Source organism: Vibrio maerlii (assembly GCF_003415655.1).
GTDB lineage: Bacteria > Pseudomonadota > Gammaproteobacteria > Enterobacterales > Vibrionaceae > Vibrio > Vibrio maerlii.
This window is the reverse complement of the sequence record NZ_QRHC01000004.1, coordinates 83,433-97,980: the sequence shown is the minus strand read 5'-3', so window position 1 is coordinate 97,980 and position 14,548 is coordinate 83,433. Positions and strand designations below refer to the sequence as shown.

Below are 14,548 nucleotides of genomic sequence, written 5' to 3'. Positions count from 1 at the left end.
GTTTTAAAATCAATTACTTAATCGAATGCGTTGAGCCGCGCACAGATAGAGTTGGCTCAAAACGTGTTCTTACTGGTAAAGACTCGCCATAACACATGTTCAAAATCTGATGGCAAGCATTGGTAGAAATCTCTTCTAGTGGAATGTGTACACTGGTCATTGCTGGAGAGGTGTACTCGGGCAGATCAATATCATCGTACCCTATCACTGATACTTGTTTACCGACCTGCAACCCTTGCTCGTTTAGCGTTGAGATCGCCGCCATCGCACTGTTGTCATTTCCGCAAAATATCGCGGTGAAGGATGGATCTTTATCGAGAAGTCGGAGCGTTGCGTCTCGACCTTGCTGAAAGCTATAACCACCGGACTCAATGAGATCTGGATGAACGGTGATACCCTCTTCAGCCAACCTCTCAATAAAGCCCTGATGACGACTTAACGCATCTTGCGCAGTCATTCGCCCAGTTACGACAGCAATTTCTTTGTGGCCTAGTTCAATCAAGTGTTCTGCAGCCAATCGACCGCCTTGGTAGTGGTTTGCACAGAACGTCTTCTCTAATAGGTCTTCAATATCACGGTTGATGAACACAACCTTTGGAAAGCGAGCTTCAATCTTGGCAAGCTCGATCACTGAAAGCTCAGGACACGACATTAAAATCCCGTCGCAATCGCGCTCAATCAAGTAATCAAGACACGCTATGCGTTCAGCATCATTTTTGGCATCTTCAGCATTAGCGAGAATAATATGCTTATCACGCTTACGAAGTTCTCGCTCAATGGTTTGCAGCATTTTTCGATGGAATGAACCAGAAAATGAGGGCACCCATAGACCGACGATGTTTGAACGCTTGGACGACAACGAGCGCGCCATGCTGTTTGGGCGGTAATTTAGCTCCGCCATCGCCGCAGCGACTTTCTCACCTGATTTTGCCGATATCGACGCATTGCCGGACAAGTATCTGGAAACAGTTCCAACACCAACTCCAGCCAGTTTCGCCACATCTTTAATTGTTGCCATTAATCATTACCAAGTTAATCATTTTCCATCTCTTTATTTCATATTAGGGCGATAAAACAACGATTCACAGCCTTTTTTTGACTATTTTTGGTGAAAGCATAGATTCGTGATCAACTGCTCATGTTTAAATATTGCTCAAAAAAACGCTAGATCGAAACGAATTACAGCGCTATAAAATTAATCAATTGGAATCGATTCCAAATTATATATAACAATTATGATTCCAGTTAACTCATACCCAAAAGGCACAATAACGAACACAATAGGTACCAACATGATCAAGAAACTTACTCTGGCTGCTGCCATTGCCCTTGTCACCTCTCCTGTTATTGCTAAGGAAGAAGCCGAAGTTATGCACTGGTGGACTTCAGGTGGTGAATCAGCAGCGATTCAGGTTCTCGCAGAGTCCTATGAAGCAGATGGTGGTAAATGGAAAGATAGCGCTGTAGCGGGTGGTTCAAACGCTCGAAGTGCGGCAATCAACCGTATGATTGGTGGCTCCCCGACAACAGCTGCACTGTTTAACACTTCTCAGCAATACCACGAGATGATTGCAGAAGATATGTTGAACAACATTGATGCAGTAGCAAAAGCAAACAACTGGGAAGAGATCCTTCCAGCGCCAACGCTGAATGCTATCAAAGTTGATGGCCACTTCTATGCAGCACCTGTGAACATTCACATGCCGGGGTGGTTCTGGTACTCAAAAGAAGTATTTGAGAAAGCAGGTGTTGATAAAGAGCCACAAACGACTGAAGAGCTCTTTGCGACGCTAGATAAAGTTAAAGCTGCTGGCTATACCCCACTCGCATTAGGTGGCCAAAACTGGCAAGAAAATCTACTGTTCGCAACAGTGCTGAGCAACGTAGGCGGCAAGCAACTCTACTTAGATGCTCTAGGTAAACGCGACACTGAAACACTAAACTCAGCGGAATTCAGAGAAGTCGTCGATACCTTCTTGAAACTGAAACCATACGTTGATGCTGGCTCTCCGGGTCGTAACTGGAATGATACAACGAGCCTCGTGATTAACGACAAGGCGGGTATTCAGATTATGGGAGATTGGGCAAAAGGTGAATTTACCCAAGCTAATAAGGTACCGGGCCAAGATTACGGTTGTTTCCCTGGTCTAGGTGATGACTCTCTCTATATTGTTGGTGGCGATGTTTTCGTATTCCCTAAAACCGATGACAGCCAACAAATTGCCGCTCAGCAAAAACTTGTTGAGTCCATGCTAAGTCCAGAGACTCAGGTGAAGTTCAACAACCTGAAAGGTTCTATCCCAGTACGTACCGATATCGACGTATCAAGCATGGACATTTGTGCACAGAAAGGTGCCGAGATCCTGAAAGTAGCAGAACGTCAGGTTCCTGATGGTTCAATGCTAATGGAAGAGTACCTGTACGGTTCTTTGAAAGACGCAGTAACCGAAGTTTGGAACGCACAAGATATGTCGACTGACAGAGCCGTAACGATCTTTGCTCAAGCGCTTCGTGACTAAGCGTTAACCCACTTCATGGAGGCACTAATACTCTACTAAAGGACTTGGATTTGCAGCCAGTAACAAGCCAATTCAAGCATGAATAGTATAGTGCCTCTTCAATGAATGACTCCCCTCTCTGAATTACTAAGGAGTGCATCCATGAATGTCGCCGCAGTGCAAAGACACCTCAAGCGAAACGCACTTGCCTATATGGCCATTTTACCAATGGCATTGACCGTGATGATTGCCTACATGGGCACCATGTTTTGGTCAGTGCGATTATCCTTTTCTAGCTCTCGAATGCTGCCAAAGAGTGACTTCGTTGGCTTTGCACAATATGAACGCTTGTTTACCACTTCGCGTTGGATAACATCATTAGAAAACCTATTGATCATTGCGTTCCTATTTCTCGCTATCTGTTTCATCTTAGGTTTTCTACTTTCAGTCTTTATCGACCAGAAAATCAAGGCTGAGAGCTTTTTCAGAACCGTATTTCTTTTCCCTTATGCGATGTCGTTCATCGTAACCGGCCTTGTTTGGCAGTGGATTTTCAACCCTCAACTGGGCATTCAAAAAGCAGTCAACTCACTCGGTTGGGAGTCCTTTACCTTTGATTGGATTGTTGACCCTAATATGGTGCTCTACACCGTAATCATAGCAGCAGTATGGCAAGGTGCTGGACTGGTCATGGCTTTGCTACTGGCGGGTTTACGTGGCATTGATGACGACCTTTGGAAAGCAACCAAGATCGATGGCATCCCGACATGGCGTGTCTACATTAGCATCATCTTGCCAATGCTTAGACCAATGATCATCACCACTGTGGTTCTGCTTTCGATCAGTATTATTAAGATGTATGACGTTGTGGTAGCAATGACAGGTGGTGGTCCTGGTGTCGCAAGTGAAGTTCCGGCTAAGTTCATCATGGATAACTTGTTCGAACGCGCCAACATCGGTCTAGCAACCGCAGCATCAACTGTTATGCTCACTACCGTACTGTGCTTAATTGCACCGTTCATCTACTCCAACTACATCAAGAAGCAAGGTAGGTAACTTATGTCTACGACACTATCACCTACAATGTCAGCTGCTGCGACTAAACGCCCGGTTTCTGTTAAGGCTCGTTGGGGACGGGTTGGTGTTTACGGTTTCCTCATCGTAACAGCACTGTTCTTTTTGCTGCCACTCTATGTGATGTTGGTGACATCATTTAAAGAGCTCGAAGAGATCCGACTTTCATCTATCTTTGCACTGCCACAAAACTTCACCTGGGATGCATGGAAAGTGGCATGGAGCAGTGCTTGTACAGGATTGGAATGTAATGGTCTACAAGTTGGTTTCTGGAATTCAGTTCGCATCTTGATTCCGAGCGTAGTTATTTCAGTGCTGTTTGGTGCTATCAATGGCTATGCGCTTTCCTTCTGGCGCATCAAGGGTGCGAATATCCTATTTGCTTGTCTGCTTCTAGGGGCGTTTATTCCATACCAAGTCTTCATCTACCCATTAATTCGCGTTTATGCCGACATCGGGATCTACGGCACGCTAACAGGGGTTGTAGTTTCTCACGTTATCTTCGGCATGCCGATCATGACACTGCTTTTCCGCAACTACTATAGCACGCTGCCAATGGAGCTATTCAACGCGGCACGTATCGATGGTGCCGGCTTCTTTAAGGTGTTCTTCACCATCATGCTTCCGATGTCGGTGCCTATTATCATCGTAGCGGTGATCATGCAGGTGACTAACATCTGGAATGACTTCCTAATTGGTTTAGTGTTTGCCGGTAACGACAACCTACCAATGACCGTTCAACTGAATAACATTGTTAATACCACAACGGGTGAGCGTGCCTACAACGTCAATATGGCCGCTACCATTCTTACATCACTTGTACCGCTGATCATTTACGTCGCATCAGGACGCTGGTTTGTTCGTGGTATCGCATCTGGCGCAGTAAAAGGATAATTCTATGGGTATCGTAAATATCAGCAAACTCGACATCAGCTACGAAACCACCAAGATTGTGAATCAACTCGACCTTGCTATCGACGACGGTGAGTTCTTGGTATTGCTTGGTCCATCTGGCTGCGGTAAATCGACATTACTCAACGCTATCGGTGGGTTAATTGATACCAGTGGTGGCTCTATCCACTTTGATGGCAAAGACGTAACTTGGGCTGACCCGAAAGATCGCGGAATAGGCATGGTATTCCAATCCTATGCGCTCTATCCAACGATGACAGTAGAGAAGAATATGTCATTTGGATTGAGAATCGCAGGTGTCGACAAGGCTACCATCGATAAAAAAGTCGCGTGGGCCGCTAAGCTTCTTCAGCTAGAACCATTACTAAAACGTAAACCTTCGGCTTTATCGGGTGGTCAACGTCAACGCGTCGCCATTGGCCGTGCACTTGTGCGTGATGCGGACATCTACCTATTTGATGAACCACTCTCTAATCTGGATGCCAAGCTGCGAGCAGAGCTGCGATTGGAAATCAAAAAGCTCCATAAAACGCTGAACTCAACCATGATTTACGTAACGCACGATCAGATTGAAGCGCTAACGTTAGCAGATCGCATTGCGGTAATGAAAGATGGCATCATTCAACAGCTAGATACGCCGCACAATGTGTACAACAAACCCCAAAATCTGTTTGTTGCCACATTCCTTGGTTCACCAGCGATGAACTGTATTGAAGGTACACTGAACGTGAATGATGGTGTTGTCCGCTTCCAATCTGCAGAGCTTGATATCGATGTGACTGAATATCCATTTAGTCAAATTCCAACTCATGGTGCAGAAGTGACGTTGGGTATTCGTCCTGAGCACCTAACGATTTCGCAGAGCGACGACGACACAAACATCATTGACGGTCTTGTCGAACTCGTCGAACCAATGGGCTCAGACACCTTGGTTTGGACACGATTTACTGCACAACACACCCTTTCCCACCGAACAACTTCAGAGCATGAGTTAAATGTTGGTGAGACGGTGAAAGTGAACATCGACGCCAAGCGCTGTTCTATCTTTGATACCAATACAACAGAAAGAATGTAGCTATCCGCACCAACTAAAAAGCCCTTCGGTAAATGATTACTGAAGGGCTTTTCTGCGATCTGTGTTAGAGACGGTTTGAGCTTTGTACCAGACAACTAGGGTCTGTTGACCTTTCGAGCTGGTTTTTGCAGCAGTTTGTGGAAAATTTCCACAAGGCAGAGGCTTTGATGTGTAGCTAGCCTACATGAGAAGCCGATAACGCAGTGGAAATGAAGCACAAACGCTGCCCGAAGGGTTCGGCTAAAATCGTTTTATGCTTTGTTAAGGGGTATTTACTTAGAATGACTAGGCTACACCCCCCTTGCCGCGCCTAAAACGATTTTATCTCGAACAAAATTTAACCACGAAAGGTCAACAGACCCTAGTGACGTTAGTTCGCGAGCTGCTTCTCAACTACCTGCTCAAGCTCGTCGTAAGGTAGGTAACCTGGAATAATCTCACCATTCATGATCATCGCCGGTGTGCCTCGTAAGCCTAAATCCATGAACATTTGGTAGTTCGTTGCCAGCAATCGGTCAGCATCATTTGACTGAACCAATTGATAATTAGTGTCTGTCTCGTAAGCAATAGATTCTAACGATGCTTTAGTGTGCTTACCGCGCTTCTTCAGCAACATCTCATGCACACTAGCAAACTTCTCTGGAGCTTCCTTCCACACATTCAGCGCAAAACTTGCTGTGGTGTAATCCAAAGAGGTTGTGCGTTCTTTAAGGGGCGTATAAATATTCACCACTTTCACATTCGGATACTCTGCAACGAGCTCTTCGAGTGCAACATCGAGCTTCTTACAGAATGGGCAGTTGTAATCGGTCACGTTATAGATAACGAGCTCAGGGTTGTCAGCCTGGCCAAGAAAACTGTGAGCAGGACTTATCATGTGCTCGTTGTAGTTATCTAGCGTCGCTTTAACGCCAAGTTGTTGAGCAGAGTAAGATGTAAGACTTTGATGGAGACTATCAACAACTTCTGGGTGTTTTTTTAGTAACTGTTGAATCTCGGCAATCTTCTGTTCTTGTGTCTCTGCATACACATTAATGCTCGCAGTGCTTAACGCTGCGAACGATAACGCAACGGCTAATGCTTTGAGTTTTTTCACTCGTAATCCTATATAACGATTAATGAACATGGGTTGGACTTATAATGCGCCTTTGAGTTCCATATGGTCAATCAGGATTAACGACTTTATTTTGCAGTTCAAGCATCACTTGGTGAAATGCTCAAACCCGCGTAAAGTACTGACATGATTTAATAACAATAATCGTAAAAGCGAACGGCTCAACACAAGGACACCACTTTGAACGCGACTTCCTTCACCGACAACGGACTCTTTTTTCAACCACATTATTTTACCGCCCCACTCGACTATTCCAATCCAGGGAAAGGCTCTATTGAAGTCTTTGCTCGTGAAGTTCGATTGTCTGGTGATACGGACTCAAACAAACCATGGTTAGTCTTCTTTCAAGGTGGTCCTGGTTTCCCTTCACCAAGACAAAATGGTAATAGCGGCTGGATTAAGCGCGCAACTCAAGAATACCGTGTCTTACTCCTTGACCAACGGGGCACTGGAAACAGCAGCGTCATCTCGCACCAAACATTGGCAGGATTATCTCCAGCTGAGCAAGCTGAGTACCTATCGCACTTTAGAGCCGACAACATAGTTCGTGATGCAGAATTAATTCGTGAGCAGTTTGGCGTAAAACAATGGGCTATTCTGGGTCAAAGCTTTGGCGGTTTTTGTTCGCTGACGTACCTTTCTATGTTTCCAGAAAGCCTTTCACGCAGCTTTATTACCGGTGGTGTTCCATCTATATCTCGCCACCCTGATGACGTGTATCAAGCAACGTTCAAGCGCACCAAACAAAAGAACGAAGCGTTTTTCGCCCAGTTTCCTCAGGCACAATCAATGTGTCAGGAGATTGCCGACCATTTGAGCCAGAATGAAGAGTATTTACCTAACGGACAGCGCTTCACTGTCGAGCAATTCCAGCAAATCGGTATTAACTTTGGCATGAGCGACACCTTCCTACCGACTTACTACGCGTTAGAAAACGCATTTGTCACTATTAACGGTGATAAACAACTCCGTTATGAGTTCCTAAATAACATGCTGATGGAGCAAGGTTTTCAGACTAACCCTATCTACGCTTTGCTACACGAATCCATTTACTGCCAGGACTTTGCCTCTAAGTGGAGTGCCCATCGAGTCCGCCAGAGCTACACTGAGTTCAATTACCAAACCGGTCAATCTTTCTACTTCACTGGTGAGATGGTGTTCCCTTGGATGTTCGACCAATACACAAACCTACAACCACTGAAAGAGGCCGCTGAATTGCTCGCAGCCCGCGCTGACTGGAGTGACTTGTACCACGCAGAGCAACTTGGCAAAAACAAGGTGCCTGTAAGTTGCGCCGTCTATGCCGATGACATGTTCGTAGAAATGGACTTGAGTCGTGAGACGTTAGCGAAAATACCGAATGCTAAAGCATGGATTACCAACGAGTATGAACACAACGGACTACGTGCCGACGGAGAAAAGATCTTAGATAGATTGATCGCAATGGGTAACCAAACGGCTGCGACATTGGTGTAATCTTAAAAAATTAGAATCAAGCGCTATTCGGAAGACCGGATGGCGCTTTTCTCATCTTTACAAAGCTTTACGTTGGCTGCAATTTTAATTGGTAACATTTATTGGGTAATATGAAACATAATTTCAACAGTAATTAGTGAATAACAATGAAGTCATATCAGCCTCTAACACGTCAAACCATATTATTACACTGGGTTACCGGACTGCTTTTCATCGGCACCTTTATCGCAGGTTATATCGTAGCCGGTATGGAGCGAAGCCCTGAAAAATTTGAACTGCTTGCGTACCACAAATCCTTTGGTGTCATCATTCTTGTAGTCGCTTCGATTCGCTTGCTTTGGCGCATCAAGGAAGGGAATTTACCTACAATTGGTGAACCACCAGCATGGCAGGAGAAAATCGCCCACGCAGTTCATGGGATTCTATTATTAGCAACCATTGCAATGCCGATCTCAGGAATCGCAATGAGCGTAGGTGGTGGACATGGCATTGCTGTATTTGGCTTCGACCTTATTGCTAAAGGCGAAAAGATCGAGACACTACAGCAAATCGGTAGCGCGATTCATGGTACATCTGTGAACATTATCATCGCGGTATTTGCTCTGCATGTGCTTGGTGCTATCAAGCATCAGGTGATTGATAAAGACGGTACGATTAGCCGCATGCTCGGGCGATAAGCCTTCTTGTAGAATGCAAAATGTTCAAAGCCTCGTCGAATGACGAGGCTTTTTAGAATAATTCATGATTAAAATCTACAAAACAAATAGTCAAAGATATGATTACAATGCTTTAATAAGAACTTCAAATAATCACATGGAATTAGGCTGTTACATGCAAAAGATTGCTCTTTCTACCGCTGTTCTCATAGCTAGTTTTTCATTCACAACTCACGCAAGGCCACTCGGTGAAGCAGGTTGGAGCGGCGAAATCTCTATCAACACCGGTTACGCTTCTCAAACATCAAACTTCAATACTGATGGTGATAAAACACTATCAAGCCAAAATGCAAAGGCTGAAAGCGATGACGGCTTTCTTGCGGCGCCACTAGGTAACATTGCCTATACCTTCGGTGAAGGCAATAGCAAACAGTTTTATGCCGGTACGTCTCGCGCCGACATCGCTGTTGGCGATGTGGCTTTTGAAATTGGCTACAAGCAGAAATTAGCGTCTGGAACCGTCGTTGATGTCTCGATTCTCCCTACGATTATTGAAAATGAAACCTGGGTAGATCCATATGCGGTTGGTACTGAGCGCAAGACAACCGACGAATCTGGTAACGCTTACCGTCTAAAACTGAGCTCGATTGGTGGTTCACTGTTTTCGTTAGATTTCGCTTATGCCCATATTGACGTCGATGATGAACTATCGGCTTCGGATTCAAAATTTTCGACAGACACTCAAGAAGCAATGCGCCGAGACGGAAGTCACTATTACCTGAAAGGGGATATGCGCCTTTTCATCGATAGAGATACCTTTATCGTTCCAGCACTGAAATATAACCGTAGAACCGCAGACGGTGACGCGATGGCTTATAACGCATTCGGTGCAGACATCAGTTATTTCAAGAGCATAGGTCGTCACCAATTTGCATTAACAGGAGGTTACGAGTATCGCGACTATGATGAAACGAACCCCGTGTTCGGCAAAAAACGCGACGACCATGCATTAAGTGCATTCTTGGCTTATGAGATGGAAGAACTTAATGGTTGGGAGAACGTATCCCTAATCTCGTTTGCGGGTTATGGACAGAGCAACTCAGCAATCACCTTCTATGATGAATCGCAATACATCGTGACACTTGGTTTGAACTACCAATTCTAGTATTCACATCCTATTCATCATAACTTTGATAACTTGCGTATCAATTACTATAAAACTAACGAGATGAATAGGAACGACATCAGTAATGATCAATAGCAGACATCTTTTCCCGCTCTCCGCGCTTAGCTTAGCCGTCATAATTACAACGGGTTGTAGTCTTAACTCAGAGACTGACAACCCCGATGACCCTGCATATTCCCATGCGGATTCACTCCCAGTCTATAGCCAAGCATCATTTGAACAATATCAAGCTGAAACTGCAGACTGGTTGAGAGAAAACCGTATTTTTATGACTGAAGACCGGGAAACGGAGCTGTCAAAAGTATTACCCGCTCAATACACTCCAGATCATCCTAATGGTCAAGGTGTCTTGTTGGTGCATGGTTTGGGGGATACCCCCTACTCTTATATTGATATTGCGCATCATCTCGCCACAAAAGGTTATCTTGTACGAACTGTGTTACTGCCAGGGCACGCGAGTAAATCAGGTGATTTGATTCTACCTAGCTATGACGATTGGCAGGGTGTTGTACACCACCATATTAATCTACTTAAACAAGACGTCGATAGTGTTTGGTTAGGGGGGTATTCGACAGGTGCTAACTTAGTCACTACTGAAGCACTAAACGACTCAGAAATATCCGGCCTTCTACTATTTTCGCCAGCCTTCGAGCCATCGATGCCAGCGGTGAAATGGGCAAAGCTAGCGAGCTACTTTATTGATTGGGCTGACCAGGACCCTGAAGATAACCCACTGCGTTATAACTCTTTGCCAATGAATGGCGCAGCGGTTTACTACCAAACTTCAGAAGAGGTGCAGAAAGCACTTAACGGTCAGTTTTATGATAAGCCGGTCTTTATGATGATGAGTGAAGCCGACAGTGTGATCAGTACTGATTACGCTCATCAAACCTTCAATCAACAGTTCACCAACCCTGCGAACAGATTGATTTGGCAAGGAGAGAAACCATTGGCTGATCCACGTAGCAGCCAGCTTTCGATGGACTTGCCAGAACAAAGGATCTCCAATGGTTCTCACATGGGTTTGATGTTCTCACCACACAACCCAGATTACGGGATTGATGGTAACAACTTGATTTGCAGTAACGGACAGGGGGAAGTGTTAGAGAAAGCCTGCATAGAAGGCGCTGAGGTCTGGTTCTCTGCATGGGGCTATACTGAGGAAGGTAAGAACCATGCTCGACTCACCTACAACCCTTACTTCGAACTGAGCATTTCTGCACTCGATGAGGTGATGAGTTCAGTCAATATCGCTACGGCCAAATAAAATAGAGTTAGCTAAGGAAGCATTATGAACAGGACGTTTTACTCAACAATTTTGACGCTATCAGGGCTAATAACCTCCCCTACTCTATTAGCGGATGAAGTCCCTGTCGATGAAAGCTACAGTGTGACTGCCGTCGCCAGCGGATTGTATATTCCTTGGGGAATAGAATTTGTAGACAACAATACTCTTATCATAAATGAGAAGAACGGCACGATATCCAAGATCGATATCTCTTCTGGCAGTAAACAACCGCTCTACTCTGTCTCTGAACTGTATGAAGGTGGCCAAGGAGGGTTACTCGATATTGCTCGTTCTCCAATCGTACCAGAGCAGTACTACTTCACATACAGCAAGAACACATCTGAAGGTTCAACGGTCGTATTAGCAGCAGCAACTTTAAATGGAAATAAGCTGACTGATTGGCAAGACTTGCTCATCACTGACGCATCCGAAGACAGCGGTCGTCATTTCGGTAGCCGCATCAGCTTTGACGATGAAGGGTACCTTTACTTCGGGGTTGGTGACCGTGGCAATCGTGATAATGGGCAAGATACTAATAACCACGCGGCCTCTATTCTCAGACTCAAGCTTGATGGCTCAACACCAACCAACAATCCATTCGTCAATGATGATTCGATACGAGATGAAATCTGGTCATATGGACACAGAAATCCTCAAGGCTTGTTCTTCGATTCAAAAACTCAGCGCTTGTGGGAAATCGAGCATGGCCCTCGAGGTGGTGATGAGATCAACCTAATTCAACCTACGCTAAATTATGGCTGGCCGGTCACCTCTCACGGCAAAGAGTATTGGGGACCATTTGATGTGGGTGAAGCAGAAGAAAAATCGGGGATAGAGTCACCCAAGCTTGTCTACGTCCCCTCAATCGCTCCGGCAAGTTTAGTTTTATATAGAGGGGATAAATATCCCAACCTCGATGGAAAGCTACTCGCAGGATCTTTAAAGCTTACCCATATAAACGTGGTCTCCATTGATGACAGCGGTAAAACGCCTAAACTCACTGAGGAAAAACGTATTCTAGACGAGCTTAACGAGAGAATACGAGATATTGCAATTAGCCCTGATGGTTATCTTTTTCTATCCACTGACAACGGTAACATTTACCGCTTAAATCCAAGTAATTAGAGTCTATTGACCCAAATCTTTCAAAACAGGTCACTTATTCCCATTATTATTTCGGAGTAAGTGGCCTTGTTTTATGAACCTGCTACTAAATCACCTTCGTTGATTTTTTTTCGACATCAGCTCGACATAAGTTTGACACCGACTTCGTTAAGTTCTCCTTATACAAAACAGAACACTGTCTTTTAATGGAGTCCACTATGGATAAGAAATTCTCTGCACTTACTGCAGCTATTCTACTTGCAACATCTAGCTATGCGATGGCAGAAGACGACGAACTTGGTTTTAGTGGTCAGGTTGGTCTAGGAATGGGTATTTTCACCCAAGAAGATAACCTAAGTACCGACGGTGATGAAACTATCAGCCAGTATGGCTCTGCTTCATCAGAGAGCGAGTTTACGGTTGAACCTATTGTTAATTTAGAATATGCGTTTAACGAAAAACACTACGTTTATGGTGGTACTCACAACGAAGAGCTTATCCAAGGTGAACTCGCATTCGAGCTAGGTTATGGCTACAAGATGGATAACGGTACAGTGCTCGATGTTTCCTATGTTCATGCACTAATGGCGGATGAAGTATGGGAAAATCCTTATGAGTTGAATTCTAAACGTGAAACAACTGACCTATCTGCAAACGGTTTCCGTTTCCAGGCGGAAGAAATAGCGGGAACAGGTTTTGGTTTCGACGGTATCTACTACAGCAAAGACGTGGACAATGAAGCATCAATTAAAGAACTCGAACGCAGTGGTTCAGGATTCAACGGTGCGGTTTCATACACCTATTACCTAGATGGTCAATCAGCGCTTATCCCATCGGTGAACTATGGCTCTTACTCAGCGGATGGTGACGCTGAGTCTTTTTCTGAATACGGATTTGGTATCGAGTACATGCGTCAAGCAGGTAACCACGCATTTATCTTAGGTTTCGAGTATGACATCCGTGATTTCGATGAAGCAAATCCAATTGCAGAATTTGATGGTAAAACGCGTGAAGACAGTGGTTACGCGCTTCAAGCGATGTACCAATACGAAGAATTCATGGGCTGGGAAGATTGGACGTTTATCGGGGTTGCTGGCTATGAGTCTAGCGACTCAAACATCGACTTCTACGATGCAAGCGAGTACCAGGTTATTGCTGCAATGACATACAGCTTCTAAACATACCGCCCTTGCTTCAAACTATCTAGGGCACCAATTATCATAAGGGCTTGGCTTCGTTAAACGATGCCAAGCCTTTTGCATTTCAGTGACTTTTTGATGAATCCATCTCAATTAGTGATCAAGCTCATTCTCTTTATATAATTAAATTAACCAAGTTAATTTAAATTGGTAAAATCGCTACCAACAACCCTACTTATAATGAGAATGATGAAATGAACTACGCTCCATCAGTCGGTGTAAAATTCAATGAAGACGGCTCAGTACGTCACTTTCCTGGTAATACTTTCCTCTGCCATGTTGACAAAGAAAGCCCAGTACTAAAGCAAGTAATCTGGGCTCAACAACAACTGAAAGCGATGGATTGTGCAAAGAACTATGCGTTCCTACCAGAATCAAGCATGCATATGACAGTGTTTGAAGGCCTATGTGATCAAATTCGTGATGAATCCGTTTGGAGCAGTAAGCTAACTTCAGACGTTTCATTGGAAGATGCAACAGAGCAGTTCATGACTTGGTTAAATGAGGCTCAAGCAACACCTAAGTTTAAAATGGTGTTTGACCATGTATATAACAGCCGAAACGGTGGCACCGTGCTGCGCATCAAGCCTGCTAACCAAGAAACTTTAGACGCAATTAAGGCATGTCGTGAAAACCTAAGTGAGCTAACAGGAATTCGCCACCCTGTGCATGATAGTTACCACTTCCATATCACACTAAGCTACAAGGTAATCCACCTAGATGAAGAACAAGAGAGAGAGCTTCTTGATACTTGTGCTCGTATCGAGCAACGTATGAATGAGTCATTTGGCGAACTGACTCACGGCGCCGTTGAGTTCTGTGAATTTAAAGATATGTTTGAGTTCCGCGCAGTGAAGCACCTTCCATTGTCGTAGCTCAAGTGTAATAAACACCTAAAGAAACGCACACAAAGCAAAAGCGAGAGTTTTCACACTCTCGCTTTTTAGTATCTGCACAAAGATGCTC

At 44.6% G+C, this 14,548-nt stretch carries 13 protein-coding genes; 11 read left to right on the top strand and 2 right to left on the bottom strand.

The genetic code is table 11. The annotated features are described in order from the left end of the window. Window positions 1-13: 13 nt before the first annotated feature. Complete coding sequence (locus tag DPF91_RS07950) at window positions 14-1,018, bottom strand: LacI family DNA-binding transcriptional regulator (RefSeq protein ID WP_117233884.1); 1,005 nt, start codon at window positions 1,016-1,018, stop codon at window positions 14-16. A 274-nt stretch (window positions 1,019-1,292) separates the two neighbouring features. On the opposite strand from DPF91_RS07950, the gene DPF91_RS07945 reads away from it, so the two are divergent. The 4 genes from DPF91_RS07945 (at window position 1,293) to DPF91_RS07930 (ending at window position 5,559) form a co-directional block, all read left to right on the top strand. Further along, entirely contained in the window at window positions 1,293-2,519 is a 1,227-nt protein-coding gene (locus DPF91_RS07945; protein ID WP_117234209.1) for an ABC transporter substrate-binding protein, read from the top strand. Window positions 2,520-2,660: 141 nt separating this feature from the next. Beyond that, window positions 2,661-3,554 carry a carbohydrate ABC transporter permease gene (locus DPF91_RS07940; RefSeq protein WP_117233883.1) on the top strand — a complete coding sequence of 298 codons (894 nt, stop codon included), beginning with the start codon at window positions 2,661-2,663 and terminating at the stop codon, window positions 3,552-3,554. Between the two features lie 3 nt (window positions 3,555-3,557). Continuing rightward, on the top strand, window positions 3,558-4,466 hold the full coding sequence (locus DPF91_RS07935; RefSeq protein ID WP_164684082.1) for a carbohydrate ABC transporter permease: 909 nt from the start codon (window positions 3,558-3,560) through the stop codon (window positions 4,464-4,466). A 4-nt stretch (window positions 4,467-4,470) separates the two neighbouring features. After that, window positions 4,471-5,559, top strand: coding sequence for an ABC transporter ATP-binding protein (locus tag DPF91_RS07930; protein WP_117233882.1), 1,089 nt, complete (start codon window positions 4,471-4,473; stop codon window positions 5,557-5,559). Between the two features lie 370 nt (window positions 5,560-5,929). On the opposite strand, the gene DPF91_RS07920 is transcribed toward DPF91_RS07930, so the two are convergent. Next, window positions 5,930-6,655: a DsbA family protein gene (locus tag DPF91_RS07920; RefSeq protein ID WP_164684080.1), complete on the bottom strand. Its 726-nt coding sequence runs from the start codon at window positions 6,653-6,655 to the stop codon at window positions 5,930-5,932. 198 nt (window positions 6,656-6,853) lie between these two features. On the opposite strand from DPF91_RS07920, the gene DPF91_RS07915 reads away from it, so the two are divergent. The 7 genes from DPF91_RS07915 to DPF91_RS07885 all read left to right on the top strand — a co-directional run bounded on the left by DPF91_RS07915 (window position 6,854) and on the right by DPF91_RS07885 (window position 14,457). Beyond that, window positions 6,854-8,149, top strand: a complete 1,296-nt coding sequence (locus tag DPF91_RS07915) for an alpha/beta fold hydrolase (protein ID WP_117233880.1) — start codon at window positions 6,854-6,856, stop codon at window positions 8,147-8,149. Between the two features lie 146 nt (window positions 8,150-8,295). Further along, on the top strand, window positions 8,296-8,826 hold the full coding sequence (locus tag DPF91_RS07910; RefSeq protein WP_117233879.1) for a cytochrome b: 531 nt from the start codon (window positions 8,296-8,298) through the stop codon (window positions 8,824-8,826). Window positions 8,827-8,980: 154 nt separating this feature from the next. After that, window positions 8,981-9,970: a DUF2860 domain-containing protein gene (locus DPF91_RS07905; protein ID WP_164684079.1), complete on the top strand. Its 990-nt coding sequence runs from the start codon at window positions 8,981-8,983 to the stop codon at window positions 9,968-9,970. A gap of 85 nt (window positions 9,971-10,055) precedes the next feature. Then, complete coding sequence (locus DPF91_RS07900) at window positions 10,056-11,258, top strand: alpha/beta fold hydrolase (RefSeq protein ID WP_117233877.1); 1,203 nt, start codon at window positions 10,056-10,058, stop codon at window positions 11,256-11,258. A gap of 24 nt (window positions 11,259-11,282) precedes the next feature. After that, on the top strand, window positions 11,283-12,404 hold the full coding sequence (locus DPF91_RS07895; RefSeq protein WP_117233876.1) for a PQQ-dependent sugar dehydrogenase: 1,122 nt from the start codon (window positions 11,283-11,285) through the stop codon (window positions 12,402-12,404). Window positions 12,405-12,601: 197 nt separating this feature from the next. Next, window positions 12,602-13,561 carry a DUF2860 family protein gene (locus DPF91_RS07890; protein WP_164684077.1) on the top strand — a complete coding sequence of 320 codons (960 nt, stop codon included), beginning with the start codon at window positions 12,602-12,604 and terminating at the stop codon, window positions 13,559-13,561. Window positions 13,562-13,776: 215 nt separating this feature from the next. Continuing rightward, a complete protein-coding gene (locus tag DPF91_RS07885) occupies window positions 13,777-14,457 on the top strand; it encodes a DUF1868 domain-containing protein (protein ID WP_117233874.1) in 681 nt (226 codons plus the stop codon). The last annotated feature ends 91 nt before the right edge of the window (window positions 14,458-14,548 follow it).

Bases quoted from the DNA above. Each gene is read 5' to 3' on its own strand.
- DPF91_RS07890 (WP_164684077.1), top strand. From the start codon at position 12,602: ATGGATAAGAAATTCTCTGCACTTACTGCAGCTATTCTACTTGCAACA.
- DPF91_RS07945 (WP_117234209.1), top strand. From the start codon at position 1,293: ATGATCAAGAAACTTACTCTGGCTGCTGCCATTGCCCTTGTCACCTCT.
- DPF91_RS07930 (WP_117233882.1), top strand. From the start codon at position 4,471: ATGGGTATCGTAAATATCAGCAAACTCGACATCAGCTACGAAACCACC.
- DPF91_RS07940 (WP_117233883.1), top strand. From the start codon at position 2,661: ATGAATGTCGCCGCAGTGCAAAGACACCTCAAGCGAAACGCACTTGCC.
- DPF91_RS07885 (WP_117233874.1), top strand. From the start codon at position 13,777: ATGAACTACGCTCCATCAGTCGGTGTAAAATTCAATGAAGACGGCTCA.
- DPF91_RS07910 (WP_117233879.1), top strand. From the start codon at position 8,296: ATGAAGTCATATCAGCCTCTAACACGTCAAACCATATTATTACACTGG.
- DPF91_RS07900 (WP_117233877.1), top strand. From the start codon at position 10,056: ATGATCAATAGCAGACATCTTTTCCCGCTCTCCGCGCTTAGCTTAGCC.
- DPF91_RS07895 (WP_117233876.1), top strand. From the start codon at position 11,283: ATGAACAGGACGTTTTACTCAACAATTTTGACGCTATCAGGGCTAATA.
- DPF91_RS07935 (WP_164684082.1), top strand. From the start codon at position 3,558: ATGTCTACGACACTATCACCTACAATGTCAGCTGCTGCGACTAAACGC.
- DPF91_RS07905 (WP_164684079.1), top strand. From the start codon at position 8,981: ATGCAAAAGATTGCTCTTTCTACCGCTGTTCTCATAGCTAGTTTTTCA.
- DPF91_RS07950 (WP_117233884.1), bottom strand. From the start codon at position 1,018: ATGGCAACAATTAAAGATGTGGCGAAACTGGCTGGAGTTGGTGTTGGA.